This window comes from Jiangella alba (genome assembly GCF_900106035.1).
Classification (GTDB): domain Bacteria; phylum Actinomycetota; class Actinomycetes; order Jiangellales; family Jiangellaceae; genus Jiangella; species Jiangella alba.
In genome coordinates, this window is record NZ_FNUC01000004.1 from 1,825,406 (window position 1) to 1,851,288 (window position 25,883).

Annotated in this window: 27 protein-coding genes and 1 riboswitch; of the genes, 15 read left to right on the top strand and 12 right to left on the bottom strand. The window is 72.4% G+C overall.

The genetic code is table 11. From position 1 onward, the window contains the following. Positions 1 to 18: 18 nt before the first annotated feature. Entirely contained in the window at positions 19 to 321 is a 303-nt protein-coding gene (locus BLV02_RS26355; protein WP_069108883.1) for a twin-arginine translocase TatA/TatE family subunit, read from the top strand. Here BLV02_RS26355 and BLV02_RS26360 read toward each other — a convergent pair. The 4 genes from BLV02_RS26360 to BLV02_RS26375 form a co-directional block, all read right to left on the bottom strand. After that, positions 263 to 3,061 (bottom strand): AfsR/SARP family transcriptional regulator, encoded by a 2,799-nt coding sequence (locus BLV02_RS26360; RefSeq protein WP_083288176.1) that lies wholly within the window; start codon positions 3,059 to 3,061, stop codon positions 263 to 265. The genes BLV02_RS26355 and BLV02_RS26360 overlap by 59 nt on opposite strands. 5 nt (positions 3,062 to 3,066) lie before the next feature. Then, entirely contained in the window at positions 3,067 to 5,499 is a 2,433-nt protein-coding gene (locus BLV02_RS26365) for a GH116 family glycosyl-hydrolase (RefSeq protein ID WP_069108882.1), read from the bottom strand. Between the two features lie 31 nt (positions 5,500 to 5,530). Further along, positions 5,531 to 6,091 carry a class I SAM-dependent methyltransferase gene (locus tag BLV02_RS26370; RefSeq protein WP_069108881.1) on the bottom strand — a complete coding sequence of 187 codons (561 nt, stop codon included), beginning with the start codon at positions 6,089 to 6,091 and terminating at the stop codon, positions 5,531 to 5,533. A 101-nt stretch (positions 6,092 to 6,192) separates the two neighbouring features. Beyond that, positions 6,193 to 7,761 (bottom strand): family 10 glycosylhydrolase, encoded by a 1,569-nt coding sequence (locus BLV02_RS26375; RefSeq protein ID WP_069108880.1) that lies wholly within the window; start codon positions 7,759 to 7,761, stop codon positions 6,193 to 6,195. Between the two features lie 82 nt (positions 7,762 to 7,843). Here BLV02_RS26375 and BLV02_RS26380 point away from each other — a divergent pair, with 82 nt between their 5' ends. After that, the gene (locus BLV02_RS26380; RefSeq protein ID WP_069108879.1) at positions 7,844 to 8,566 is read left to right on the top strand and encodes a GntR family transcriptional regulator; all 723 of its coding nucleotides are present in this window, start codon (positions 7,844 to 7,846) and stop codon (positions 8,564 to 8,566) included. Continuing rightward, the gene (locus tag BLV02_RS26385) at positions 8,563 to 9,471 is read left to right on the top strand and encodes an N-acetylmuramic acid 6-phosphate etherase (RefSeq protein ID WP_069108878.1); all 909 of its coding nucleotides are present in this window, start codon (positions 8,563 to 8,565) and stop codon (positions 9,469 to 9,471) included. The genes BLV02_RS26380 and BLV02_RS26385 overlap by 4 nt, the downstream gene beginning before the upstream one ends. A gap of 187 nt (positions 9,472 to 9,658) precedes the next feature. Here the strand turns inward: BLV02_RS26385 and BLV02_RS26390 are convergent, their stop codons facing one another. The 3 genes from BLV02_RS26390 to BLV02_RS36750 are packed head-to-tail and all read right to left on the bottom strand — an operon-like array spanning position 9,659 to position 11,180. After that, entirely contained in the window at positions 9,659 to 9,979 is a 321-nt protein-coding gene (locus tag BLV02_RS26390; RefSeq protein ID WP_069108877.1) for a DUF202 domain-containing protein, read from the bottom strand. Between the two features lie 2 nt (positions 9,980 to 9,981). Then, positions 9,982 to 10,368 carry a YidH family protein gene (locus BLV02_RS26395; RefSeq protein ID WP_069108876.1) on the bottom strand — a complete coding sequence of 129 codons (387 nt, stop codon included), beginning with the start codon at positions 10,366 to 10,368 and terminating at the stop codon, positions 9,982 to 9,984. Then, positions 10,365 to 11,180, bottom strand: coding sequence for a hypothetical protein (locus tag BLV02_RS36750; protein WP_069108875.1), 816 nt, complete (start codon positions 11,178 to 11,180; stop codon positions 10,365 to 10,367). Before BLV02_RS36750 ends, BLV02_RS26395 begins: the two co-directional genes overlap by 4 nt. Positions 11,181 to 11,389: 209 nt before the next feature. Here BLV02_RS36750 and BLV02_RS26405 point away from each other — a divergent pair, with 209 nt between their 5' ends. After that, on the top strand, positions 11,390 to 11,656 hold the full coding sequence (locus tag BLV02_RS26405; RefSeq protein ID WP_141711332.1) for a hypothetical protein: 267 nt from the start codon (positions 11,390 to 11,392) through the stop codon (positions 11,654 to 11,656). 4 nt (positions 11,657 to 11,660) lie between these two features. On the opposite strand, the gene BLV02_RS26410 is transcribed toward BLV02_RS26405, so the two are convergent. After that, on the bottom strand, positions 11,661 to 13,106 hold the full coding sequence (locus BLV02_RS26410) for an alpha,alpha-trehalose-phosphate synthase (UDP-forming) (protein ID WP_069108873.1): 1,446 nt from the start codon (positions 13,104 to 13,106) through the stop codon (positions 11,661 to 11,663). Between the two features lie 32 nt (positions 13,107 to 13,138). On the opposite strand from BLV02_RS26410, the gene BLV02_RS26415 reads away from it, so the two are divergent. The 7 genes from BLV02_RS26415 (at position 13,139) to BLV02_RS26445 (ending at position 17,341) form a co-directional block, all read left to right on the top strand. After that, positions 13,139 to 13,384 carry a DUF3263 domain-containing protein gene (locus tag BLV02_RS26415; RefSeq protein ID WP_245737784.1) on the top strand — a complete coding sequence of 82 codons (246 nt, stop codon included), beginning with the start codon at positions 13,139 to 13,141 and terminating at the stop codon, positions 13,382 to 13,384. 270 nt (positions 13,385 to 13,654) lie between these two features. Continuing rightward, positions 13,655 to 14,200 carry a LytR C-terminal domain-containing protein gene (locus BLV02_RS26420; protein WP_069108871.1) on the top strand — a complete coding sequence of 182 codons (546 nt, stop codon included), beginning with the start codon at positions 13,655 to 13,657 and terminating at the stop codon, positions 14,198 to 14,200. Then, positions 14,197 to 14,976: a trehalose-phosphatase gene (gene otsB, locus BLV02_RS26425; RefSeq protein WP_216093929.1), complete on the top strand. Its 780-nt coding sequence runs from the start codon at positions 14,197 to 14,199 to the stop codon at positions 14,974 to 14,976. The genes BLV02_RS26420 and otsB overlap by 4 nt, the downstream gene beginning before the upstream one ends. 28 nt (positions 14,977 to 15,004) lie before the next feature. Then, the gene (locus BLV02_RS26430) at positions 15,005 to 15,208 is read left to right on the top strand and encodes a hypothetical protein (protein ID WP_171906616.1); all 204 of its coding nucleotides are present in this window, start codon (positions 15,005 to 15,007) and stop codon (positions 15,206 to 15,208) included. Beyond that, positions 15,205 to 15,585: a type II toxin-antitoxin system death-on-curing family toxin gene (locus BLV02_RS26435; protein WP_069108870.1), complete on the top strand. Its 381-nt coding sequence runs from the start codon at positions 15,205 to 15,207 to the stop codon at positions 15,583 to 15,585. Before BLV02_RS26430 ends, BLV02_RS26435 begins: the two co-directional genes overlap by 4 nt. 88 nt (positions 15,586 to 15,673) lie before the next feature. Further along, positions 15,674 to 15,791: riboswitch (SAM riboswitch) on the top strand. Positions 15,792 to 15,806: 15 nt separating this feature from the next. After that, positions 15,807 to 17,054 carry a threonine synthase gene (gene thrC, locus BLV02_RS26440; RefSeq protein WP_069108869.1) on the top strand — a complete coding sequence of 416 codons (1,248 nt, stop codon included), beginning with the start codon at positions 15,807 to 15,809 and terminating at the stop codon, positions 17,052 to 17,054. A gap of 2 nt (positions 17,055 to 17,056) precedes the next feature. Then, complete coding sequence (locus BLV02_RS26445; RefSeq protein ID WP_069108868.1) at positions 17,057 to 17,341, top strand: ubiquitin-like small modifier protein 1; 285 nt, start codon at positions 17,057 to 17,059, stop codon at positions 17,339 to 17,341. Between the two features lie 34 nt (positions 17,342 to 17,375). On the opposite strand, the gene BLV02_RS36755 is transcribed toward BLV02_RS26445, so the two are convergent. Continuing rightward, positions 17,376 to 17,531: a hypothetical protein gene (locus BLV02_RS36755; protein ID WP_171906615.1), complete on the bottom strand. Its 156-nt coding sequence runs from the start codon at positions 17,529 to 17,531 to the stop codon at positions 17,376 to 17,378. 4 nt (positions 17,532 to 17,535) lie between these two features. Beyond that, a complete protein-coding gene (locus BLV02_RS26450; RefSeq protein ID WP_069108867.1) occupies positions 17,536 to 18,261 on the bottom strand; it encodes a class E sortase in 726 nt (241 codons plus the stop codon). A gap of 137 nt (positions 18,262 to 18,398) precedes the next feature. On the opposite strand from BLV02_RS26450, the gene BLV02_RS26455 reads away from it, so the two are divergent. From BLV02_RS26455 to BLV02_RS26465, 3 genes are all read left to right on the top strand, one after another. Then, entirely contained in the window at positions 18,399 to 20,738 is a 2,340-nt protein-coding gene (locus tag BLV02_RS26455; protein WP_069108866.1) for an Ig-like domain-containing protein, read from the top strand. A 122-nt stretch (positions 20,739 to 20,860) separates the two neighbouring features. After that, positions 20,861 to 21,262, top strand: coding sequence for a hypothetical protein (locus BLV02_RS26460; RefSeq protein WP_069108865.1), 402 nt, complete (start codon positions 20,861 to 20,863; stop codon positions 21,260 to 21,262). Between the two features lie 21 nt (positions 21,263 to 21,283). Beyond that, positions 21,284 to 22,747: a phytoene desaturase family protein gene (locus BLV02_RS26465; RefSeq protein ID WP_069108864.1), complete on the top strand. Its 1,464-nt coding sequence runs from the start codon at positions 21,284 to 21,286 to the stop codon at positions 22,745 to 22,747. Here BLV02_RS26465 and BLV02_RS26470 read toward each other — a convergent pair. Together BLV02_RS26470 and BLV02_RS26475 are read right to left on the bottom strand one after the other, a co-directional pair. Further along, positions 22,701 to 23,585, bottom strand: a complete 885-nt coding sequence (locus BLV02_RS26470; protein ID WP_141711331.1) for a hypothetical protein — start codon at positions 23,583 to 23,585, stop codon at positions 22,701 to 22,703. The genes BLV02_RS26465 and BLV02_RS26470 overlap by 47 nt on opposite strands. Next, positions 23,582 to 24,046, bottom strand: a complete 465-nt coding sequence (locus BLV02_RS26475) for a hypothetical protein (RefSeq protein ID WP_069108862.1) — start codon at positions 24,044 to 24,046, stop codon at positions 23,582 to 23,584. The genes BLV02_RS26470 and BLV02_RS26475 overlap by 4 nt, the downstream gene beginning before the upstream one ends. A gap of 206 nt (positions 24,047 to 24,252) precedes the next feature. Here BLV02_RS26475 and groL point away from each other — a divergent pair, with 206 nt between their 5' ends. Further along, positions 24,253 to 25,881, top strand: a complete 1,629-nt coding sequence (gene groL / locus BLV02_RS26480; RefSeq protein WP_069108861.1) for a chaperonin GroEL — start codon at positions 24,253 to 24,255, stop codon at positions 25,879 to 25,881. Positions 25,882 to 25,883: the final 2 nt, after the last annotated feature.

Below are 25,883 nucleotides of genomic sequence, written 5' to 3' on the forward strand. Positions count from 1 at the left end.
CAGGGAAGAAGTGAGCATATGCCCAACATCGGTACGCCTGAGCTGATCATCGGCCTCATCGTCATCTTCCTGCTGTTCGGCGCGAAGCGGATGCCGGAGATGGCTCGCGGCATCGGGCAGTCGCTGAAGATCTTCAAGAGCGAGATGTCCAAGCCGGCCGACAGCGACGCGTCGAACGCGGTCATCGTCAACCCGGCGCCGGCGCCGCAGCAGGCCCCGTCGGCGCAGGCCAGCGCCGCGCAGCCGGCTCCGGCCGAGCCCGCTACCGAGACGCCGGCTGCCGCCCCGGCCGACCCGGAGGCTCGTCCCGCTCAGCAGTGACCGACGCGGTCAGCTCCGCCCGCAGCCGTTCGGTGCCGCGCTCGCCCAGTTCGTCGAGCGCGGCCACGGCCAGTCGGCGCACCTGCGCCGCGACGACGGTGTCGCCGGCCGCTTCGTGGCTGTCGGCGAGCTTCCGTAGTGTGACCACTTCGTAGTAGAGGCCGTCGAGCTCGCGCAGCAGGTCCAGCGCGCGCTCGAAGCAGTCGACGGCGCGGTCGTGGGCGCCGAGCTGGTGGTGCGCGAACCCCAGGGTGTCGAGCGTCGCCGCCTCGGCGAGACGGTCGTCCAGGCCGCGCAAGATCTCCAGCGCCTGGCCGGCGAACTCCAGCGTGCGCTGGTAGTTGCCAAGCATCGCCTGCCCCCACCCGACGGCGTTCAGCGCGCCCGCCAGCCCGGCCGGCTGGCCGATGCGCCGGAACAGCGCCAGCGCGTCGAGGTCGTGCTCGAGCGACTCCTGGTGCCGGCCGGTGCGCTCCTTCACCACGCCCAGCGACCGCAGCGTCCGGGCCTGCCCGACGAGGTCGTGGCGGTCGGCGTAGAGCCGCAGCGCACGCTGCAGGTGCGCCTCGGCGTCGGCGTAACGGTCGAGGTAGCCGTAGGCGCGGCCGAGCAGGCGGTGCAGGTGCGCCGCGGGCTCGGCGTCGTCGAGGAGACGGACGGCCAGCAGGGCCGAGCTGTTCACCCGGGCGATGTCGCGCCACCGTCCGCGCCAGTCGAGGTCGATGGTGAGCGCCCACGCCAGCTGCCAGGCGTGGACGGCGTAGCCGCGGTCGGCTGCGGCGTCGACGGCGGCGAGCAGCGTGCGCCGCTCGGCGGCGAACCAGGCGCGTGCGGCGTCGGCGCCGGTGATGCGCTCGGCCACCTCGGGACCGGCCGTCGGGGGCGGGACCGGCTCGTACGTCTCGCGGTCCGAGCGCAGCGGCCGGCTGGCCGCCAGCGCGGTGGCGAGGTAGTGGTCGAGCAGCCGGCCGAGCGCCAGCGCGGGCTCGGCCGGTCCGGCCTGGGCCAGTTCGGCGGCGTACGCGCGGAGCAGGTCGTGCGCGCGGTAGCGGCCCGGGCGCCGCTCGGTCAGCAGGTGGGCGCGGGTCAGCTCGCCCAGCAGCGGGCGGACGGTGTCGGCGTCGAGCCCGGCGAGCGCGGCCGCGGCGGCGACGCCGATGTCGGGCCCGGGCGCGGAGCCGGCCAGCCGGAACAGCCGGGCGGCTGGATCGCTCAGGCCGTCGTAGGACCACGAGAACACCGAGCGCAGGTCGATGGTGGCGTCGTCGGCGGCGAACGCCTCCAGCCCGCCGCTGGCCGCCCGCAACTCCGCCACGCGATACTCCAGCGACTCGGGCTGCTCCGCCACCCGGGCGGCGGCGACGGCGAGCGCCAGCGGCAGCCGGGCGCACAGCGTGACCAGCTCGTCGACGACGTGGGGCGCGGCCGCGGCGCGCACGCCGATGCGCCGCACCAGCAGCTCGCGGGCGTCGGTGACGGGCGGGAGATCCAGCGTGACGGCGCGCGCGCCGGCCGTGGCCGTCAGGCCGATCAGCTGGTCGCGGCTGGTCACGAGCGTCAGGCAGTCGGCCGAGCCGGGCAGCAGCGGGCGGGCCTGACGGGCGTCGCGGGCGTTGTCGAGCAGCACCAGCAGCCGGCGACCGGCCAGCACGCTGCGGTACAGCGCGGCCTGGCCGTCGGTGTCGGCCGGGATCAGTTCGTGCGGCACCCGCAGCGCGTCGAGGAAGCCGCGGATGGCGTCGGCGGGGTCGACCGGCGGCCGGTCGGGGTCGAAGCCGCGCAGGTTGACGTAGAGCTGGCCGTCGCGGAACCGGTCGGAGACGCGGTGCGCCCAGTGCACGGCCAGCGTGGTCTTGCCGACCCCGGCGGTGCCCGACACGGTCGCGACGGGCGAGGTGGCGGCCGCGTGGTCCAGCAGCGCCAGCGCGTCGTCCCGGCCGACGAAGTCGGGCACGTCGGCGGGCAGCTGACGGGGCGCCCGGCGCAGGGTGGGCGGCGTCCGCCGGGCCGGGGTGTGCGCGAGCAGCCGCGCGTACACCGCCTGCAGCCGCGGGCCGGGCTCGACGCCGAGGTCGGTGGAGAGCCGGGCCCGCACCCGTTCGTACTGCACCAGCGCCTCGGCCCGCCGCCCGGACCGATCCAGCGCCTCCAGCAGCAGCGCCCACGCCGGCTCGCGCAGCGGGTGAGTGCCGGTCAGCTCGCGCAGCTCCGGGACGAGGTCGGCCGGGCGGCCCAGTTCGAGGTCGAGGGCGATGCGCCGCTCCTGCGCGCCGAGGTACCGCTCGGCCAGCCGCGGCGCCTCGGTGCCGGCCAGCCAGTCGGACTCGACGTCGTCGAACGGACGCCCCCGCCACAGCGCCAGCGCCTCGGTGAGGTGCGCCCGCTGCCGCACCGGGTCGGCGCTGCCGTCGGCACGCTCGAGCAGCCGCTGGAACCGCAGCACGTCGACGGCGTCGGGGTCGACGTGCAGCACGTAACCGGTGGCGCTGGTGGCGATGAGGTCAGCGCCGAACAGCGTGCGCAGCCGCGTGACGTAGGTCTGGACGCTGCGCCGCGGGCTGGCCGGGAGCTGCGCGGTCCACAGCGCCTCGATCAGCTGGGCGACGGTGACGGTCCGGCCGGCCGACAGCGCCAGGACGGCGATGAGGGCGCGCAGCCGGCCGGTGGTGACGTCGAGGGTCCGCCCGTCCGCCCGCAGGCGCATCGGGCCGAGCAGATCGATCTCGACGCGGTTACTCACTATGGTTATGACAGTCGTTGACCGCCCATGGTTGCATCGGCGGTCTCACCGGTCGAGACTACGCGGCCGGGCATGGTCGTGGCGCCGAGGCCGTCGATCGCGAGCGTGTCCAGCCGCAGCCGTCCGCCACCCACCGTCACGCTGACGCGCACGCCGTCGCCGGCCGCGGCCTGGGTCGCCGTGCCCCACGCGTCGCCGGAGGCCCAGAACCACGTGACGGGGCCGGCGGCGAGGTCCGCGGCCGCGAAGCGCAGCGTGCCGCTGACGCCGTCGTAGCCGAACCCGGTCAGCGCGGGGATGGTGCCCCAGGCGGCCATGGCGCGCACGTAGTGGTGGCCGCACTCGGCCTCGTCGAACGGGTTGCGGCGGCGTCCGTCGAAGCGGCTGCGGACCGCCTCGACGACGCCGGTCGCGGCCTCGGTGAGTCCGGCCTGCAGCAGCCCGATGGCGGCGGTGTACTCCAGCCCGGTCCACACCTCGGCGAAGTAGGGGAACGGCCGCTGCGGGCGGTTGCCGTGCGGGTACGACGCGACCAGCAGGCCCGGCTCGCCGGCCAGCGCGTAGCTGCGCTTGGGGTTGAACGGCGCGCCCGGCGCGGTGCGGTCGTTGTGCCGCAGGATGCTGCGCAGCGTGGTCGTCACGTGGCCGGCGTCGAGCAGGTCGCCGAGGCCGGTGAGCCGGGCGGCGTGCTGGCCGACCAGCTGGTCGGTGAGGCAGCCGTCGCCGATCTGCAGCTCCGGCGCGGTGAGGTCGCGGGCGCCGATGCCGGGCAGCCGCAGCCCCGGCGCGATGGCGTCCTCGCTGCCCGGCGGGCGGATCTCGTGCCGGTAGTACTCGCCGTTGAACAGGTGCTCGTCGATCCAGGTGCTGCCGCGGGCGAACAGGTCCGCGCACGTGGCGGCGAACTCGTCGTCGCCGAGGTGCCGCGCCATCTCCTCCGCCGCCCGCAGCGCCGCGAGGTACCACGTTCCGACCTGCGGGTTCGGCCCGAAGTACTCGACGTCCATGGTGTTGTGCTGGGAGCCCTCCATGACGCCGTCGCGGTCGGCGTCCCAGCCGCCGGGGATCCAGGCGAACGCCAGCGCCCGGCGGGCGGCCGGCCAGAGCGAGCGCAGCAGGTCGTCGTCGCCGCTGAGCCGCCACTCGCGGTGCAGCTTCACCAGGCAGCCCATCTGCCCGTCGGCCGCGGCGACGCCGTGCTCGCGGGACCGGTCCAGCGGCAGCTCCAGCCGGAAGCTCATGTGCCCGTCCTCGGCCGTCGCGTGCCCGAACTCCAGCTCGCGCATCGACCGCGCCAGCTCGCCGAACAGGTACGGCGTCGTGTGCTCGTAGTTCCACACGTGCGTGCAGTTGCCGTAGCAGCTGCCGCTGTCGTCGTGGCAGCCCTCCCAGCCGTAGAACCGGCCGTCCGGGGTGCGGAAGCAGGTCGGCGAGCGCAGCGTGCTGACGTTGGCGAGCGCGGCCTCGACGAGCGGAGCGGGCAGGTCGCTGCCGGTCAGGGCACTGACGAAGGCGACGGTGCGCTCCTCCAGGCCGGGCAGCCGCGGGGCGATCGCCGTGACGGCGTCCCAGGCGTCGCCGTACTGCTCCGCATAGTGGTTGCCGATGACGGTCTCGCCGCGCCAGTCCAGGCGGTTCGGGAAGTGCCAGGTGAGCAGGAACGTGAACGCGTGCGTCTCGCCCGGCCCGAGCGTGCGCAGCGCCGCCACCGACGCGACCGGCTCGCCGTCCGCGGGCCGTTCGTCCAGCCGTCCGTCGGCGGCGAGGTCGTCCCAGAAGTCCAGCAGCGGGCCGCCCCAGCTGGACCCGGCCCACGTCGTGCGGACGGTGACGTCGTCCTCGTCGAGCACGGCGAGGGCGATCGAGCCGCAGCGCTCGCCGTCGCCGCCGGACCGGAGCAGGACGCCGTCGTCGCGGCGCTCGTTGCGGGGATCGTCGCCGGGATTGCGGACGCTGCCGGCGACGGTGACGGCCTGCGGCTCGCCGCTCGTGTTCGTCACGACGTAGCGCAGCACCGCGATCGGCAGCGAGCTCGCCTCGACGTCGGCCGGGACCAGCGGGTTGAACGCCTGCAGCCGCACCGTGATCGGCAGGTCCGGGTCGTTGAGCCGCACCTGGCCCAGCGGGTAGGCGGCCAGGAACTCCGAGTGGGCGAACCGGGGCAGTGAGTGGTTCGGGACCGCCGCGCCCTCCCAGCCCTCGTACAGGACGGGGTCGATCGGCCCCTCCAGCGCCCGGACGGCGTCACCCGCCCTGATCGCGAAGAAGCTGTCGCGCGGCGCGAAGCCCTTGGCCGGCTGGTTGCGGATCTCCCAGTCGCGCAGGTCGCCGCGGCCGCCCAGCGACACCGTCCCCGTCCCGATGCCACCCAGGGGAAGCGCGATGCGCAGCGAGTGGTCGGCGTCGTACCGGCGCAGGACCGGCCATTCCGGCGTCATGGTCCGACCCCACGTGCAACCACGTTCCATGTCAAGCGGTGCGGGGACGCTCCGAGATGACGGCGACCAGCGTCTTGCGGCCGACGTCGCGCTGCTCGGTGTGGACGTCGACCTGGCCGAGGCCGGTCAGCCGGCCCGCCACCTCGCCGATCTGGGCCTGGGTGATGCCGTGGCCGGGCCGGTCGAGCAGCCGTTCGGCCAGCACCAGGCGGCCGCCCGGGCGCAGCTTCGCGCACAGCGTGGCCAGGCCGGCGTCGCGGTCGTGCCAGTGGTGCATGGAGGCCAGCGTGTAGATGGCCGCGAACGAGCCGTCGGCGAACGGGACGTCCTCGGCGCCGGCCACCCGGACGTCCGCGCCGGGCACCCGCTTGCGGGCCATGGCGACGAACGTCTCGGACGGCTCGACCGCGGCAACGTGCTCGGCGCCGGCGACGGCGGCGGCCAGCTCGAGCGCGACGCCCGGACCGCAGCCGACCTCCAGCACCGGCTCGCCGGCGCGCAGCTCCGCGAGGCCGACCACCACCCGGTTGGACTCGGGGTGGCGGTTGAACCAGGCGTAGAGCCGCGCGCCGACGGCGCCGAAGCTGCTCATCGGTGGACGCCCGCTGTCGGTGCCCGCCCGTAGGGTGGGAATCCCTCCCAGCCGGGCGGGCACCAGGCTCGTGCGAGCGCACCTTCGCTCATGGTCCGAGGCTACGGCAGCGCGATGAACGGCGGCGTGCGCGTGCCGGCCAGCTCGCCCGCCCGCACCCGGACCACGCTGAGGGGGGCGCCGGTCACCCGGTCGGGCAGTTCGTAGCGGGCCAGGTACACGCCGGGCGGCACGTCGACGAAGCCGAACCAGCCCGAGCCGTCGCTGACCTGCGTCCGGGTCTCGCCGCCGCCGGCCACCGGTTCGAGGGTGACGGTGACGCCGTCGAGGGCGGCGCCGGTGCGCAGCCGCAGCGCGCCGGCCACGTTGCCCGTCGTCGGGTCCTCCTTCCACGGCATGGACGGGACGGCGGCGTCGTCGGCGAACGGGGCGTCCGGGCCGGTCGTGAGCGCGGCGGCCAGCGCGGCCCGCTCGGCGTCCTTCACCGCGGGCGTCCCGGCGGCCGCCGTCAGCGACGCGTTGGCGTAGGAGTAGCCGCTCCAGCCGGCGACCGTGTTGCCGGCGGCGGTGGGGGTCAGCAGGTCGCGGACCTGCTGGACGCTGTCGTCGACCTCGTTGAGGTAGAGCGCCGGGCCCGAGACCGTCTGGCGGTCGCCCTGCCAGTCGGCCAGCACCTCGTTCCACTCGGCGAACATCTGCGCTTGGTCGGGCATCCACTCGCGCTTGTAGTTCATGGCGACGACGGTGTCGATGATCCCCTCGTCCAGCCAGGCCCGCCAGTCCTGCAGGACCTCGGCGTACGTGCGGGTCTGCTCCCAACCGCCGACGCTCTGCGGGCCGAAGCCGTAGGTGATGCCGTCGTTGCTCAGCCGCACCGTCGGGTCGACCTCGAAGATGCCGAGGTAGATGCGGCGCACGATGCTGGTGATCTGCTCGCGCCGCCACTCGGTGAACTGCGCGTCGGACGGCGCCGGTATGTCAGTGCGGCCGGTGGCGGCCTGGAACCGCGCGATCGACGTCTCGCTGTAGCCCCAGTCGCTGTGCGTGGTGGTCGAGTTGTGGTCCGGGTAGCGGATGTAGTCGAGGTTGATGCCGTCGACGTCGTACTCGCGGACGATGCTCTGGATGGCGCCGACGACGTAGTCGCGGGCGGCCGGGTTGGCGGGGTCGAGGAAGCTGTTGTTGCCGACCCGTTCGGTGCCGTCGACGCGCTTGTTCAGCCAGCGGTCGGGGCCGGTGGCGCTCGGGCCGTTCGTGTTGAACACGTGGTCGGGGGAGCGCGGCGGCGTCGCGGAGTTCCACAACGTGCCGAAGTTGACCCACGCGTGCACCTCGAGCCCGGCCGCGTGCGCCTGCTCGATCACCTCGTCCAGCGGGTCGTAGGGCGCCGGCGCGATGGCGGCGTCGGTGCGGGGGTAGTCGGCACCGTTGCAGAAGCAGTCGTAGCGGCGGGCCACCTGGACGATCAGCGCGTTCGCGTTGACCTCCAGCGCGTCGCCGACCAGCTCCTCGACCTGTGCGGGGGTGTAGATGCCCTCGTTGAAGGCGTCGACCCAGTAGCCGCGCCACTGTTCCTGCTCCGGCGCCGGATCGGCCGCGGCCGAGGGTGCGGCGACCGTGGCGAGGACGAGTGCCACGATGACGGGAAGCGTGCGACGACGTCGGCTCACGCTGGTCCTCCTCGTTGGACTAGACCAATATGGGCCCCAAGTCTGGAAGACTTTGCCCGATACGTCTACAGGGGGTGCGGACGTGGCGAAATACCACTCGATCCGCGACGAGATCCTCGATCTGGTCGCGGAACTGAACGTCGGCGACGCGCTGCCGCCCGAGCGGGCGCTGGCGCCGCGGTTCGGCGTCTCGCGCATGACGCTGCGGCGCGCCGTCGAGGAGCTGGTCCGCGAGGGCCGCCTGGTCCGCCGTCAGGGCGCCGGGACGTTCGTCGCCGGGCCGAAGATCGCGCAGGGCCTGGCGGTGACGTCCTTCTCCGAGGACATGCGCCAGCGCGGCGCCGTCCCGTCCAGCCGCACCCTCGTCGTCGACGACGTGCTGGCCGGCGCGCCGCTGGGCCGGCGGCTGGAGATCTCGCCCGGCGAGAGCGTGGTGCGGGTGACGCGGCTGCGGCTGGCCGACGCCGCGCCGATGGCCGTCGAGACACTGCACGTGCCGCGCAGCATCGCCCCCGGGCTGGACGGCATGATGCTCGCCGACGGCTCGTTCTACGAGCTGCTGCACGACGTGTACGGGCTGGAGCTGTCCGGTGGCGTGCAGACCATCGAGGCGACGGTGACCGACGAGTTCGAGTCCGAACTGCTCGGCGTGCCGCTGCATTCGCCGGCGTTCCTGTTCGAGCGGATCTCCCGCGACACCGGGGGCCGTGTGGTCGAGTTCGTCCGCTCCGTCTACCGTGGCGACCGCTATCAGTTCCGTGTCGAGTTGCAGCCGGCCCGCAGACCGGCGAGGACGGCCGAGTGACGAACTCCGAGTTGGACCTGCTGGCCACCGAGGGCCGGTTGCCGGCTGCCGCCGGTCTCGATCTGCGCAGTACCCGTGAACAGGTCGACCTCATGGCCGAGCAGGACCGGGTGGCGGTCGACGCCGTCGCCTCGACCCGCGACCGGCTGGTCGAGGCGATCGACGCCACCGTGGCCCGGCTGCGCCGCGGCGGGCGCCTGATCGAGGTCGGCGCCGGCACGCCCGGCCGGCTCGCCGTCCTCGACGTCGCCGAGTGCCGCCCCACCTTCGGCGTCGACGAGCGCCAGGTGGTCGCCGTCATGGCCGGCGGGTTCGGCGCCGTGCGCTCGGCCGCCGAGCACGACGAGGACGACCTCGACGGCGGCCGCGCCGACCTCGAGGCCCTCGGCCCCGGCCCGGACGACGTCGTGGTGGCGGTGAGCGCGTCGGGCCGCACGCCGTACGTGCTCGGCGCGCTGGCCGCCGCCCGCGCGGCCGGCGCCTACACCGTCGCCGTCGTCAACAACGCCGGATCGTCGATCGCCGCCGCCAGCGACATCGCCGTCGAAGCCCTCACCGGTCCGGAGGTCGTCGCCGGTTCGACCCGGCTCAAGGCCGGCACCGCCGCCAAGCTGGTGCTCAACACCATCTCGACGCTGGTCATGGTGCAGCTCGGACACACCCACGGCGACCTCATGATCGACGTCCGCGCCACGAACGACAAGCTGCGCCGCCGCGCCCAGCGCATCGTCCAGGAGGCCACCGGCGAGCCGGAGGACGCGGTGGCGGCCGCCCTGGCCGCCAGCGGCGACGAGACCAAGACGGCGACGGTCATGCTGCTGGCCGGCGTCGACGCCGCCGAGGCCCGCCGGCGGCTGGCAGCCGCGGGCGGCTATGTCCGCGTGGCCGTGACGTCCACTACCTGACGTAGCGATGGTGCTACGTCTCATCGCAAGGGCGAGCCCGCACGAATTCCGGTCCGCGACCTTGGCCTTGCTGCAGCAGCGGCTCAAGAGCCAGGGCTCACGGATGGCCGATCGTGACCCAGGACCAGGGCTTTCCCGAAGGAGTTGCGGGCTCCAGGTGATCCTGGCCTGACGACGCCCTGATGCGTCAGCCGAACGCGTAGGCGATCTCCAGGACCGCCAGCAGCAGCGTGACCAGCGCGACCAGCCCCGGCAGTTTGCCGTCGGGCAGGGTGCGGTCGGCGTGCAGCGCCTCGTGTGAGCGCCGGTAGCGCCGCCGCGCCAGCAGCAGGACGGCCACCGCGACCGGCGCCACCACCAGCCCGAACACCACCGCGGCCGGGCCGAGCGGTTCGGCCGCCAGCCGGGTGGCGAGGACGACGCCGACCAGCAGGGCGAGCGCCGTGCGGGTCCACGCCAGCGCGGTCCGCTCGTTCTGCGCGCCGTGGTCGAAGGTCCGCTCGGCCATCGTCAGGGGGCGACCAGCACGACGACGATGACGATGGCCGCCACGGCCAGCCCGAACGCCAGCACCGGCGCCAGCGCGGGCGACGGCAGCGGCCGCGACTCGCGCAGCGCCCGCTCCGCCCGGGCCCACCGGAAGAAGGCCATGACACTGCAGGTGGCGCCGAGCACCGACAGCGCCACCACCAACACCAGCCGTAGCGCGGTGCGGTCGGGGATCTCCAGAGCCTCTAGCGCGATGCCGGCCGCCAGCAGCGCCAGAGCCGTGCGGATCCAGGCCAGGAAGGTCCGTTCGTTGGCGAACGTGAACCGGGGATCGGGCTCGCTGCCGGCCTCGTAGACGCTGCGCGGCCAGCGGCGGGTGGTGTCGTCGCGGTCCGCGCCGTCGGTCATGATCCGTCGCTCTCGATGTGGAGGGTCGCTCTCGATTGTGTCGGAGGCGTGCTGCGGCGGTGCCGACCGGCCCCCCGCTGGGCGGGTAAGCGCAGGTGACCGGGCCGGGCGCCGTTGGCGCTCGCGGGGTCACCCGGCGGCGGTGGCGGAGGAGCGGCGTCGGCGGGGGTGGCCGGCGTGGACGGGGTCGCGGGGGCGGCCGGATCGGGCTGGACGGGCGGCCCCAGCGGTCGCAGCGGCTCGGGGTGGGGGAGGCCGGGGCTCAGCAGACCGGGACGGACGCCGTCGGGGCGGCCGGGCTCCGGACGGACGGCGGGCGGATCGGCGGCCGGGACCGCGGGCTCGGGGGCCGGGGCCACCGGCTCGGGCAGCGGCTCCGCCGGCTCGGGGTCCGGCGACGACGGCTCCGGCGGCGACGGCTCCGGCGCGGACGGCTCCGGCGCGGACGGCTCGGCGTGCGGCTCGTACTCGATCGGCCGCGTCTCGCGGGTGACGTCCGGCTCGACCACCGGCTCCGGAAGGACCGTGCTGGGCTGCACCCGCCGCGCGCGTCGTCCGGCGCCCCGGGACGCGGCGGGCTGGGCGAACGGGTCGGTGGCGGGGTCGAGCCACTCGATGCTGGTGGCATCGCCGTGGCCGTGGACCGCGACGAGGTCGTCCATCGAGCCCCACAGGCTGGTGGCGGGGTGCGCCGACGCCCAGCGCAGCGCCACGTGGCCGTCGGAGAACACCACGCCGTAGGCCACCACCCCGACCCCGGACACACCGGTGTAGTCGACGTGGCGGACGAGGGCGAACCGTCGTGGGAGCAATCGACCACCGTAACGTTGTGAACTCCGGGCAGGCCCGACGTCACCCCCGTGTCACTCTGGCCTGTGCAGACCTCATCATCGTCGATGCCGCGCGATCCTGTCACGGCGGCCCGCCGTGACACTCCGGACCAGGGGTGCCGCTCGGCAGGGGGCCGGTCCGGGTTACGGTACGTCCCGACTCTCAGTCAACGTTCCCAGGAGTGATCTCGATGGACCCTCGACTGCAGCCCCAGACCCCCGAAGTCGACCCCATGGTGACCACCGCGGTGATGAACGTGCGCGATCGCTTCGGCGCCGAGGGCCTGCGCGACCTCATGGCCGTCGCGCAGCTGGAGCTGCGCAACGTCGAGGCGGCGGAGCGGCGGCTGGCCGCGCTGGCCGAGCCGGCGGCCGCCGAGCCGGTCGACGCCGCGGACACGCAGGCCTGGCTGGCCTACCGCGAGGTCGACCCGGACCCGGGTGACGACCGGCGCTGACGGGTCAGATCGCCCGCAGCGCGGTGAGGATCTCGGTGGCCCAGCGGCCGATGTCGTGACTGAGGACGTGGTCGCGCAGCAGCTTCATCCGCTGCTCGGCCTCGTCGGGGGCGATGCGCATGGCGGCCAGCATGGTGCGCTTGAGGCCGTCGATGTCGTGCGGGTTGACCAGGAACGCGCCGTCGCCCATCTCGTCGGCGGCGCCCGCGAACTCCGACAGCACCAGGGCGCCACGCAGGTCGGCCCGGGCGCTGACGTACTCCTTCGCGACGAGGTTCATGCCGTCGCGCAGCGGCGTCACCACCATGACGTCGGCGGCCAGCAGCAGTGACACCAGCTCGGAGCGGTCGTAGGACGAGTGCAGGTAGTGCACCGCGGGGTGCCCGATGCGGCCGTAGTCGCCGTTGATGCGCCCGACCGCCAGCTCGACGTCGTCGCGCAGCGTCTGGTACGCCTCGACCCGCTCGCGGCTGGGCGTGGCCACCTGCACCAGCACCGCCTCCTCGGGGGTGATGGCGCCCTGGGCGAGCAGCTCGCCGAACGCTTTGAGCCGGTGCCCGATGCCCTTCGTGTAGTCGAGGCGGTCGACGCCGAGCAGGATGTACTTCGGCGAGCCGACCTCCTCGCGGACGGTCGCGGCCCGCTGCTGCACGTCGGGGTCGGCGGCCAGCTTGGCCACCTCTTCCACCTGGATCGAGATGGGGAACGCGCGGGAGAACACCTCGCGGCCGTCGTCGAGCACCAGCGCCCCGTCGCGCAGTGACGCCGACGCGAACGTCTCGGCCAGCGCCTCGAAGTTGCTGGCCGCGCCGGCCCGCTGGAACCCGACGAGGTCGGCGCCGAGCAGCCCTTCGAGGATCTGCCGCCGCCACGGCAGCTGGGCGAACAGCTCGGTGGGCGGGAACGGGATGTGCAGGAAGAAGCCGATCTTGAGGTCGGGCCGCAGTTCGCGCAGCAGCTTCGGCACCAGCTGCAGCTGGTAGTCCTGGATGAACACGACCGCGTTCTCGGCGGCCACCTCGGCCGCGGCGCGGGCGAAGCGCTGGTTGACGGTGCGGTAGGCGTCCCACCACTCGCGGTGGTACTCGGGCTGGACGATGACGTCGTGGTACAGCGGCCACAGCGTGGCGTTGGAGAACCCCTCGTAGTAGAGGGCGATCTCCTCGCCCGACAGCGGGACGGGCACGAGGTCCATGTCGTTGGTCGAGAACGGCGGCGGCGCGTCGTCGGGTGAGCCGGTCCAGCCCACCCACGCGCCGTCGTAGGCGCGCATGACCGGCGCCAAGGCGGTGACCAGTCCTCCGGGGCTCCTGCGCCAAGTGGTCGTGCCATCGGCAGCCGTCACCCGATCGACCGGCAGCCGATTGGCGACTACGACGAAACTACTCGTTCCAGTCGTGGACAAATGGGGCCTCCTCGTGCCGACAACGGTAACCGAGTTGTGATGCATGGTTGTCACAGCCCTTGCCTACGATGGCTGCTATGGACGACCACGAGCGCGAGATCCTCGACTTCGAGCACCGCTGGTGGAAGTACCCAGGCGCCAAGGAACAAGCCGTGCGTAGCGAGCTGGGGATGTCCGCCACGCGCTACTACCAGGTGCTGAACGCGCTCATCGATCGTCCCGAGGCGCTGGCGCACGACCCCCTGCTGGTGCGCCGGTTGCGACGGCAGCGCTCGCGGCGGCTGCGCACGCAGTCGGGGCGCCCGCTCGCTGCGGAGGCATGAGCGGCCGCGGCAGTCCATACGACAGTGTCGCTGATCTTGATCAAGGAAGCCAGGGGCAGGGTGTGTCTCCCGGGTCTCGGCCGTAGCGAGCGGCGTCCAGGTGGATGCCTCGCAAGGCCGAGGAAGGAGACATAGCGGTGCCTATGGCGACTGACGAGAACGCCGCGAGGCGCCGCCTGGGCGTCGCGCAGTAGGCCACGGACCCGGGAGACACACCCTGGTGCCTCGCATCCGTTGCGCCGCGTGGCGTACGCTCCTGATCCTGTGACGATGAGTGACCGACTCCAGCGGCTCTGGCCGTCGCTCGTCGCGCTCGCCGGCACCGTGGCGGTCGTGCTGGCGCTGCTCTGGTATTTCGGCGACGACACCGGCGACAGCTCCTCCGGCGACGACGCCGCGGCGGGCGATACGGTCGAGGAGCCGCCGGCCACCGAGCCGCCGCCCACGGACCCACCGGCCACCGAGCCCCCGCCCACCGAGGCGCCGACGGACCAGCCGACCGGTCCCGTCACCGCCGACCCCGAGGTCCGCGAGCCGCTGGGCGTGCTGAACCAGACCGACGAGGACGGCCTCGAGGAGCGGGCCAGCGAGCGGTTCCAGGAGGGCGGCTGGGAGGTCGCCGCGATGAGCGGGTTCACCGGCACCGTCCCCGAGACCACCGTCTACGTGCCCGAGGGCATGGAAGAGGCGGCCGACGCGCTGGTGGCGCAGTTCCCGGAGATCGGGCGCGTCATGCCGAACGTCGAGCCGTTCAACGACACCCGGCTGGTCATCGTGCTGGCCGACGACTACCTCGACGAGGTCGAGTCGCAGTGACGCCCGAGCTGCGGGGGTTGTCCGGCCGGCTGGGCCGCACCCTCGTCGCGCTCGACTTCGACGGCGTGCTGTCGCCGATCGTGCCCGACCCCGCCGCCGCCGTCGCGCTGCCGGGGACGGCGGACGTGCTGACGGCGGTGGCCGCGCGGGTCGCGCGGGTCGCGGTGGTGACCGGCCGGCCCGCCGCCGACGCCGTCCGGCTGGGTGGGCTGTCCGACGTGCCCGGCCTGGTCGTGCTCGGGCACTACGGGCTGCAACGCTGGTCCGACGGCGCCCTGGCCACACCCGCCAGCGACGACGGCGTCGACCTCGCCCGGCGCCGCGTGGCCGAGCTGGCCGCCGCCCGGCCCGGCGTCAGCGTCGAGGACAAGCACCACTCCGTCGCGCTGCACACCCGGTCCGCGCCCGACCCCGCGGCGGCGCTGGCCGAACTGCGCCCGCACGCCGACGCCGTGGCTGCCGAGGCGGGCCTGCAGGTGACGCCCGGGCGGTTCGTGCTGGAGCTGCGGCCGGTAGGCGTCGACAAGGGGGTGGCGATCCGGTCGCTGGTCGCCGAGACCGGCGCCACCGCCGTCCTCTACGCCGGCGACGACCTCGGTGACCTCCCCGCGGTCGCGGCGGTGCGTGACCTCGCCGCGTCGACGGGCCTCGTCGGGCTGGTGGTCTGCTCGGACGCCGAGGAGGCCTCGGCCGAACTCCGCGCCGCCGCCGACGTCGTCGTCCCTGGGCCGCCCGGGGTGCAGGCGCTGCTGCGCGAGCTCGCCGCCCTCGACTGAGGCGGTATCAAAGCGGTATCATGGTCGCATGGCGATGACACTGCGACTCACCGAGGAAGAGACCGAGGCGCTGCGGCGACAGGCCGAGCGCGAGCACCGGTCCATGCAGGAAGAGGCCCGGCTGGCCATCCGCGAGCACATCGCTCGCACCGACCGGTCGCGGCGCATCGAGGAGATCACTCGTGAGGGCATCGAGCGACACGCCGGCCTCCTGGCCCGCCTCGCGGAATGACCGAGTACCTCACCCTCGAGGACGCACTCAGGATCGCCGAGCTGACCCTCGGTCGCGCGCCCGAAGTGCGCGACCTCGGTCTGCTGGATGCCGCGGTGCAGCGGCCCCGGACCTCGCTGTTCGGGGCCGATGCCTATCCCGACCTGCACACCAAGGCAGCGGCACTGCTCGAGTCGGCGGTGCGCAACCATGCCCTGATCGATGGCAACAAGCGGCTGGGCTGGATGCTCTGCTACGACTTCTACGCGCTCAACGGCCTGTTGCTCGCACCCGCCGAGGACGATGCGTACGACTTCGTCATCGCCGTGGTCGAAGGCAAGTTCGAGCTGGCCGAGATGGCGGCCTGGCTCGCTGAGAACGCCACACCGCTCGACTGACAGCATCCACGATGCGATACAAAACTGTCTCGCATCGTGGATGCCGGCTCACCGTATCCACTACCCGCACGTATGGTGACAACAGTTGTCCTCATCCAGAGGAGCCGAGGGACCGGCCCGTCGAAGCTCCGGCAACCGTCCGTGTCGATCAGCGCGATGACGGTGCCAATTCCGGCCCGCCTGACCCGGGGCGGGAGAGATGAGAAGGGATCCGCAGCAGCATGACCGTCACCGGAACCACCTCCCTGGGGCGCGCCACGCACCTGTCATGTCGTGAGTGCGGCACCACCGTCGAGCTGGGCCCCTTCTACGCGTGCATGGAGTGTTTCGGGCCACTGGAAGTGGCCTACGACTTCGGCACCATCACCCGCGAGCGCATCGAGAGCGGCCCACGCTCCATCTGGCGCTACCGCGACCTCCTCCCGGTCCCCGAGACCGTCACCGAGATCCCCAACACCGACCCGGGCTTCACCCCGCTGGTCCGCGCCGACAACCTGGCCCGCGAGCTGGGCCTGAAGCGCCTCTGGATCAAGAACGACGCCGCCAACCCCACGCACTCGTTCAAGGACCGCGTCGTGGCCGTCGCTTTGGCGGCGGCGCGCGAGCTGGGCTTCAAGGTCCTGGCCTGCCCGTCGACGGGCAACCTGGCGAACGCGGTGGCCGCGGCGGCGGCGCGGGCCGGCATCACCAGCTACGTGTTCATCCCGAGCAACCTCGAGCAGCCGAAGATCACCACGAGCGCCGTCTACGGCACCACGCTGGTCGCCGTCGAGGGGAACTACGACGACGTCAACCGGCTGGCCTCCGAGCTGGCCGGCGAGCACGACGACTGGGCGTTCGTGAACGTCAACGTGCGGCCCTACTACGCCGAGGGTTCCAAGACGCTCGGCTACGAGACCACCGAGCAGCTGGGCTGGCGGTTGCCGAGGCAGGTCGTCATCCCGGTGGCCAGCGGCTCGCAGCTGACGAAGGTCGACAAGTCCTTCCGCGAGCTGGTCCAGCTCGGCCTGGTCGAGGGCGACGCACCCGCGATCTTCGGCGCGCAGGCCACGGGCTGCTCCCCGGTGGCGACGGCGTTCAAGGCCGGCCACGACGTGGTGAAGCCGGTGCGGCCCGACACCATCGCGAAGTCGCTGGCCATCGGCAACCCCGCCGACGGGCCGTACGTGCTCGACGTCGCGCGGCGCACGGGCGGCGCGGTCGAGGACGTCAGCGACGAGGAAGTGGTCGACGGCATCCGGCTGCTGGCCCGCACCGAGGGCATCTTCGCCGAGACCGCCGGCGGCGTCACCGTCGCCGTGCTGGCGAAGCTGCTGCGCGAGGGGAAGCTCGACCCCGACGCCGAGACCGTCATCTTCAACACCGGCGACGGGCTCAAGACGCTCGACGCCGTCTCGTCCGTGGTCGGCCCCGCCGGCACCATCGCACCCACTACCGAGGCGTTCCACAGCCTCGTCAACGGAGGCTGAACATGAGCGTCGCCGTACGTGTCCCGACGATCCTGCGCACCTACACGAAGGGCGAGTCCGACGTCAGCGTCGACGTGCCCGAGGGCGCCACGCTCGCCGACGTGCTGGGCGCGCTCGAGGCCGCCTACCCGGGCATCGGCGCGCGTGTCCTCGACGACACCGGCCAGATCCGCCGCTTCGTCAACGTCTACGTGAACGAGGACGACGTGCGCTTCTCCGACGGGCTGCAGACGCCGACGCCGGCAGGCGCCAAGGTGTCGGTCATCCCGGCGGTCGCCGGCGGCTAGCCCGCCTCAGCAGCGCCATCCAGCGAAGTCACTGTCAGCCGACGGTGACCTCGCTGATGTTGAAGACGTCCTCCGCCCACGGGAAGATCCAGATGAACAGCGCATAGACGAGCGCGGCGATGAGGACCAGGTAGATGACCAGCCGAATGGGCCACGGTCCCGGCAGGTGCCGCCAGATCCAGGCGTACATCTGTCTAGACTTCCTCTCCGCCGACCAGGATGCCGGTCGCGTACATACGGTGTGACGAGCCCCAGCGCGGCCAGCACGTGGTGAGCGTGATGCGCCGTTCGGTCGCCTCGGTGTCGGCGCCCTCGCCCGGCACCGGGTCGACCACCCAGCTGTCTCGGATGCCGATCTTGTTGCCGTCGGGGTCGCCGTTCGGCGCGTTGTCCAGTTCGTAGAGATACGTGCCGGTGGCGGTCTCGATCTCGATGATGTCGCCGACCTGCAGCTCGGGGAACTGGGCGAACGGCTCGCCGTGACCGGAACGGTGCGCGGCGATGGAGAAGTTCCCGACCTGGCCGGGGTCGACGGTGTCGAGGTAGTGGCCGGGCCCGTTCTTGAGGTCGGAGTCCTCGGTGCCCTGGACGATGACCCACTCCCAGTCCTCGCCGAAGCGGGGGATGCGGATGATGCCGTAGGCGTCGCCCACCTCGAGCTGGTCGAGCGGGATCGGGTCCTTCTCGACCACGCCGGAGTCGAGCCCGAGTTGGTCGCGCAGGTCGTCCTGAGCGTTGGCGGTCTGGATGCCGGTGCCCCACAGCGTGTAGACCACGAACAACAGCACGACGGCGCCCGCGGTGAGCATGAACTCACCGACGCCGCCCGCGATGAGGGCGGCGACGTTGCGCTTGGGCGCCGGCTGGGGCGTGTTCCGGCGGGAGGCTTTGCGGCGCCCCCGAGCCGCCTTGCGATGCATGCCCAAGAGCCTAACCGCCGACCCACGGTGCTCGTGAGCTGATCTCGGCGTGAGGGGTCGAATCGGAAAATCGGGTCTGCTAACGTACCGCGAGCATGTGCCCTGAGAATCGTTGAATCTTCAGGAGATATGAACAAATGAATCGCACAATCACACGGCGGCTGCTGGCCGCGGTGGCGGTGACCGGGACGGGCGCACTCGCGTTCGCCGGCGCCGTGCCGGCAAACGCCACTGATGACCTGACCGACCTGGTCGATCTCAAGTCAGAGGAGGTCGTCCAGCGCTCTCTCGAGGTCGCTGCCGACCGAGCCGAGCTGGCGGTCGACGCAGTCCGGGAACTGGTCGAGTCCGGCCAGGCCATGGTGGGCGACGGCGGCACGCTGTCGTACACCGACAAGTTCGACGCTCCCGACGGCCACGCCGACGAACCGTCCGCGGCGGCCGACGTCCCGGGTGACCCCGCGGGCGGCTCGAAGCCGGGCGCGGCGTTCACCGTCTACCTCGACTTCGACGGCGCGACGGTCCAGAACACCGAGTGGAACCGGTCGTACGAGGAGGACGTGTTCGAGCTGTCCGCCAACGCGGCCGCCTCCGACGCGGACTACGTCTACCAGGTGTGGGCGCGGGTGGCGGAGGACTACGCGCCCTTCGACGTCAACGTCACCACCACCGACCCGGGCGCCGACGCGCTCTACAAGACGTCCGAGGACGACGGCGAGTACGGCATGACGGCCGTCATCACCGACACCACGGACATCGCTCCGGCCGACCAGGCCAGCGGGCGGGCCTGGGTGGGCGGGTTCGGCAACGAGTTCCTGTCGCCGGCCATGATCTTCGCGCCGATCGCGCGCGACAGCAACGCCCCCGACGTCGGCAACATCGTGTCGCACGAGGTCGGCCACACGCTGAACCTCGCGCACGACGGCATCGAGGGCGACGAGTACTACGGCGACACCCTGGCCGAGCCCACCTCGCTGTGGGGCCCGATCATGGGCGCGCCGTGGTCGACGCCGCTGTCGCAGTGGTCGCCCGGTGACTACGCCGGCGCCACGAACACCCAGGACGACCTGGCCGAGATCACCGCCGACACCACGCTGCAGACGTTCGCGGCGTTCGACGGCGACGTCATGTGGAACGACATCTTCTGCACCGACGCCGCCGACCCGAACAACCCGCAGCCCGGTGACAGCGCGTTCAAGCCGACCGGCCCGGACGACAACCCGTGCGCCTCGGTCGGCGACGAGCTGACGCTGAAGTTCTACTACGCCGGCCGGGCCGCGTACGCGGCCGACGACCACGGTGACGTGCTCGACGACGCCACCGCGCTCGACAACGGCTCCGGCGAGTTCACCGAGGCGGGCGTCATCTCGCAGTCCGGTGAGCGCGACGTGTTCTCGCTCGTCACCAGCGGCGGCCCGGTCACCATCTCGGCCGAGGGCGCCAGCGTCGGCGCGAACCTGGACATCAACCTGGAGCTCATCGACTCCGCTGGTGACCTGGTTGCCGAGGCGAACCCCGAGACCGCGACCGACCTCGCCAGCTCGCCGACCGACCGCACGGCCTCCGGCCTCGACGCTCAGATCGAGACCGAGCTGGAGACCGGCCTGTACTACGTGCGGGTCACCGGCGCGGGCCAGGGCGACCCGGCGGCGAACACGCCGAGCAACGGCTCGGGCTACACCGAGTACGGCAGCCTGGGCAACTACACGGTGTCCGGTACAGCCGCTCCGTTCGAGGCCGCTCCGATCACGATCATCTCGCCGGAGGACGGCGAGGAGGTCCAGCCGTCGCCGGTGGAGATCACCGGTTCGGCCGAGCCCGGCTCGACGGTGACGCTCACGCTCGGCGACGACGTCGTCGGCGAGGGCACCACCGACGACGAAGGCACCTGGAGCATCGTCCTGACCGCCGACCTGCCGTACGGCGAGTCGACGATCACCGCTCAGCAGACCGTCGGCACCATCGAGGTCCCCGAGACCGCGTCGGTGACGCTCGTGGTCCCGGTCGACCCGCCGACCATCGTGCGGCCGGTCGACGGCGACACCGCCACCACGGCCACGCCGGCGTTCACCGGCGAGGGCCTGGCGGGCGCGTCCGTCGAGCTGAGCATCACCTGCGGCGAGGAGACCTGGGCCGGCACGGCCGAGGTCGACGGCGAGGGCGCGTGGACGTTCACGCCCGAGCAGAACCTCCCCAACGGTGAGTGCACCGTCACCGCGGTCCAGACGATCAACGGCGTCACCTCCGCGCAGACCGAGCCGGTGTCCTTCACCGTCGACGTCGCGGGTGACGACGAGGGCTCCGAGGACGGCGGCGAGAACGGCTCCGAGGACGGCGGCGACGGCGGCACGGAGGACGGCGACGACCTGCCCGACACCGGCGCGTCGATGAACCCGCTCGTCCTGACGGCCGGCCTGCTGCTGCTCGGCCTGGGTGGTGCGCTGTACGCGCGCACCCGGCGCAGCGTGACCAGCTGACGTCAGTACCCCTGAGACGGGGCCCGGGACCACGTGGTCCCGGGCCCCGTCCCCGTTTCCGGGCCGCCCACACGAAACCGCGGCCGCGTCCCGTGCGTCAGAGTGGGGAAGGAGGAACCGACGTGCCCGACACCGCTCAGCAGCCCCGCAACCGCACTGTGCTCGCCGTGGCCGCCGCCGTCGTGGTGGTGGCGCTGGCCGTGGTGCTCGCGGTCTGGCTGACCCGCGACTCCGGCGACGACGACGGCTCCGTCGCGGTGCCGTCCGCCCAGCCGCCGTCCGCCACCTCGACGCCCGGCGACGGCGTCACCGCGCAGGCCCAGGGCGACGTGCTGCCGAGCCCGATGAGCGGCCAGGACGCCGTAGACGCGCTGGGCGACCAGCTCGAGCGCGTCGCCGAGCTCAACGGCATGAGCGCCGACGAACTGCGCGATCTGCTGCTGCGCGACGCCTCCGTGCAGGTCACGCCGAGCGGCCGGCTGATGTACGACGACCGGATGACACCACCGCCCACCTCGCAGTGATCGCCGTCGTAGGATGGCGGCGTGCAGGCGTCCGAGCAGTGTGACGCCGTCGTCGTCGGGTCCGGCCCGAATGGGCTGGCGGCGGCGGTGGTCCTCGCCCGGGCCGGTCTCGAGGTCCGCGTCTACGAGGCGCAGCGCACCGTCGGCGGCGGCGCCCGCACCCTCGATCTCGGCCTGGCGCCGGGCATCGTCCACGACATCTGCTCGGCGGTGCACCCCATGGCCGCCGCGTCGCCGTTCTTCCGCGCCTTCGACCTCACCGCGCGCGGCGTCCGGCTGAACTACCCCGACGTGTCGTACGCGCAGCCGCTCGACGGCGGGCGCGCCGGCATCGCCTACCGCGACCTCGACCGCACCGTCGAGGGCCTGGGTCCCGACGGCCGGGCCTGGCGGCGGCTCATGCGCCCGCTGGTGCGGCACTCGCCGGCCGTCGTCGAGCTGGCCCTCGGCGACCGCCGCAGCCTGCCGCCCGACCTCCTGACGGCGGCCCAGTTCGCGCTGTCGATGCTCGAGCAGGGCACCGGGCTGGGCAAGCTGCGCTGGTCCGACGACGTCGCGCCGGCACTGCTGATGGGCGTCGCGGCGCACGCCATCACGCCCATCCCCACGCTGACGGCCGCCGGCACCGCGTTGTCGCTGGGCGCGCTGGCGCACTCGCCGGGCTGGCCGCTGCCGGTCGGCGGCAGCCAGGCCATCATCGACGCGCTGGTGGCCGACCTCGAGGCGCACGGCGGCAGCGTCCACCGCGGCGTCGAGGTCACCTCGATGAGCCAGCTGCCGAAGGCGCGCGCCTACCTCTTCGACACCAGCCCGTGGACCCTCGCCAGCATCCTGGGCGAGCAGCTGCCGGCCCGCTACCGCCGCGCCATCGACCGGTTCAAGGCCGGCAACGCGGCCGCCAAGGTCGACTTCGTGCTCTCCGGCCCGGTGCCGTGGGCACACCCCGAGGTCGGCCGGGCCGGCACCATCCACGTCGGCGGCACGCTGGCGGAGATGTCGCTGGCCGAGGCCGAGGTCAAGGCCGGCCGGCACGCCGAGCGGCCGATGATCCTCTCGTCCGACCCCGCGGTGTTCGATCCCGGCCGCGAGGTGGGCGGGCTGCGGCCGTTCTGGACGTACACCCACGTGCCGGCCGGCTCCACCGTCGACGTCGGCGACGCCGTGCAGGCGCAGATCGAGCGGTTCGCGCCCGGTTTCGGCGACGTCGTCGTCGAGCGGCACACCATCCCGGCAGCGAAGATGGCCGACCACAACGCCAACTACCGCGACGGCGACATCGCCGCGGGCGCCATGACCATGTGGCAGATCTTCGCCCGGCCCACGCTGGCCTGGAACCCCTACGCCACCCCCGTGCCCGGCGTCTACCTCTGCTCGGGGTCGACGCCACCCGGCCCGGCGGTGCACGGCATGAGCGGCCTCAACGCCGCCGAGCGGGCGCTCAGGACGCGGTTCGGGATCCGCCGGGTGCCGTCACTCGCGCCCTGAGTCGCTGCGCCACCGGCACCAGCCGCTCCAGCGGCACGAACGCCAGCCAGCAGATGACCGTCGGCAGGAAATGGATGCCGAGCGCCAGGTAGGTCATCAGGTGGAAGCCGGCGAACGTGACGACCGCCAGGTACAGCGCCTTGCCCTTCAGCCACAGCACCACGGGCGACAGGAACTCGATGATGATCAGGCCCCACTGGGCGATGATCAGCAGCCACGGATAGTCGGTGGTCCAGCGCACGAGGTCCGAGCCGCGGCGCATGATGGCCCAGATGAACACCGCGCCGTTGGCCCAGGTGGCCGGCGAGCCGCTGCGCACCCACTTGACGACGGCCGACGCGAAGTAGGTCGCGATGACCGACACCTGGATGCAGCGGAACGCCCAGCCGGCCGACTCGCTGGAGTCGGTGTCGCTGAACCTGGCCCGGCCGATGGTCGGCAGCACGACGACGGCCACCGTCAGCGCCAGGTGGTCGTGCGAGACGTAGCCGTAGCCCTGGCTGAACACCATCCACTGGAAGTACGCGACGGCGACGATCCAGCCGGCGATGCGGGGCAGGAACCCCGTGGCCGCCACCAGGCAGCCGACGACGATGACGATCTGCAGGGTCTGCGCCAGCGGCAGCGACGGCTCGGGCAGCGGCAGCACCCGGCCGACCCACGTCGGGTAGTACAGCTCCGGCGCGTGCGCCATCGGGATGACGTCGTTGGTGAGCCGGAAGATGTCGTAGAGCACGAACAGGTAGATCGCCACCCGCAGCACGGCCACCCGGGCCAGCGGGACCGGGCGGGTCCACCAGCCGGCGACGGCGCGCCCGGCGTCGAGTGCGCGGCTCACCGCTGCACCTCCCACGACGTGAGCTGCTCGATCTCGGGCTCGCCCTGCTGGATGCCGTCCTTCAGCTGGTACGTGCTGCGCATGACGTAGAGCGCGACGTACGGGTCGGCGTCGGGATGCAGCTCGGACCAGGAGTTCGCGATGGCCTGTAGCAGCGACGGGTCGTCGACGATGCGGTTCAGCTGGGACTCGATGTCGGCCCGTCCGACGCCGACGCCCTGCGGGTTGAGCGGCACGCGCACCCGCTCACCGGTCTCGGTGTCGGCCATCATGTAGACGGACCGGACGGCGCCGTCGAGGTCGCGCGGTGTGGCGTATTGCGACAGCGAGCCGAGCGGGAAGTAGTCGTTGGTGTCCTGGAGCTGGCCCATGGTCAGGATCACCAGAGCCACTCCGGTGACGCCGAGTCTCCAGGCCAGGCCCCGCCGGGAGATGCGCCGGACGGCCGGTTCGGAACTCACAGCCCGCGAGTATACGGGGTATAGGGCGGCGCTTGCACTCTCCATGGCAGAGTGCTAAACACGTTGTTAGCACTCTCGAGGTGAGAGTGACAGGACTTCGGATCGACGAGGCCGTCGGGGCCCGGTGACAGGAGCCGGGAACTGGCGGTCGTCCGTCGCGGGCGTCGAGCCGGAATTTCCACCCGCTATGGGAGGACCAGGAACCCATGCCAAAGATCATTGCCTTTGACGAAGAGGCGCGGCGTGGCCTCGAGCGTGGCATGAACTCTCTTGCTGACGCCGTCAGGGTCACTCTTGGCCCGAAGGGCCGTAACGTCGTGTTGGAGAAGAAGTGGGGCGCTCCCACCATCACCAACGACGGTGTGTCGATCGCCAAGGAGATCGAGCTCGAGGACCCGTGGGAGAAGATCGGGGCCGAGCTCGTCAAGGAGGTCGCGAAGAAGACCGACGACGTTGCCGGTGACGGCACGACGACGGCGACCGTCCTGGCTCAGGCGATGGTCCGCGAGGGCCTGCGCAACGTGGCCGCTGGTGCGAACCCGATCGCGTTGAAGCGTGGCATCGAGCGGGCCGTCGAGGCCATCTCGGAGCAGCTGCTGTCGACGGCGCGTGAGGTCGAGACGAAGGAGCAGATCGCTGCTACCGCGTCGATCTCGGCCGGCGACTCGCAGATCGGTGAGCTGATCGCCGAGGCGATGGACAAGGTCGGCAAGGAAGGCGTCATCACCGTCGAGGAGAGCAACACCTTCGGGCTCGAGCTCGAGCTCACCGAGGGCATGCGCTTCGACAAGGGCTACATCTCGGGCTACTTCGTCACCGACCCGGAGCGCCAGGAGGCCGTCCTCGAGGACGCCTACGTGCTGCTGGTCGAGTCGAAGATCTCCAGCGTCAAGGACCTCCTGCCGCTGCTCGAGAAGGTCATGCAGGGCGGCAAGCCGCTGCTGATCATCGCCGAGGACCTCGAGGGCGAGGCGCTGGCCACCCTGGTGGTCAACAAGATCCGCGGCACCTTCAAGTCCACCGCCGTCAAGGCGCCGGGCTTCGGCGACCGCCGCAAGGCCATGCTGCAGGACATCGCCATCCTCACCGGTGGCCAGGTCATCAGCGAGACCGTCGGCCTCAAGCTGGAGAACGCGACCCTCGACCTGCTCGGGCAGGCTCGCAAGGTCGTCGTCACCAAGGACGAGACGACGATCGTCGAGGGTGCCGGCGACGCCGAGCAGATCGCCGGTCGCGTGTCGCAGATCCGGGCGGAGATCGAGAACTCCGACTCCGACTACGACCGCGAGAAGCTGCAGGAGCGGCTGGCCAAGCTGGCCGGCGGCGTGGCCGTCATCAAGGCGGGCGCGGCGACCGAGGTCGAGCTGAAGGAGCGCAAGCACCGCATCGAGGACGCGGTGCGCAACGCCAAGGCGGCTGTCGAGGAGGGCATCGTCGCCGGTGGTGGCGTGGCGCTCATCCAGGCCGGCGCGGCGGCGTTCGAGAAGCTCGAGCTCGACGGCGACGAGGCCACCGGTGCGAACATCGTGAAGGTGGCCGTCGAGGCGCCGCTGAAGCAGATCGCGGTGAACGCCGGTCTCGAGGGCGGCGTCGTGGCCGAGAAGGTGCGCAGCCTGCCGGCTGGTCAGGGCCTCAACGCCGCCACGGGCGACTACGTGGACATGCTGGCCGAGGGCATCAACGACCCGGTCAAGGTGACCCGGTCGGCGCTGCAGAACGCCGCGTCCATCGCCGGTCTGTTCCTCACCACCGAGGCCGTCGTCGCGGACAAGCCGGAGAAGACCCCGGCCGCTCCCGCCGACCCCAGCGGTGGCATGGGCGGCATGGACTTCTGAGT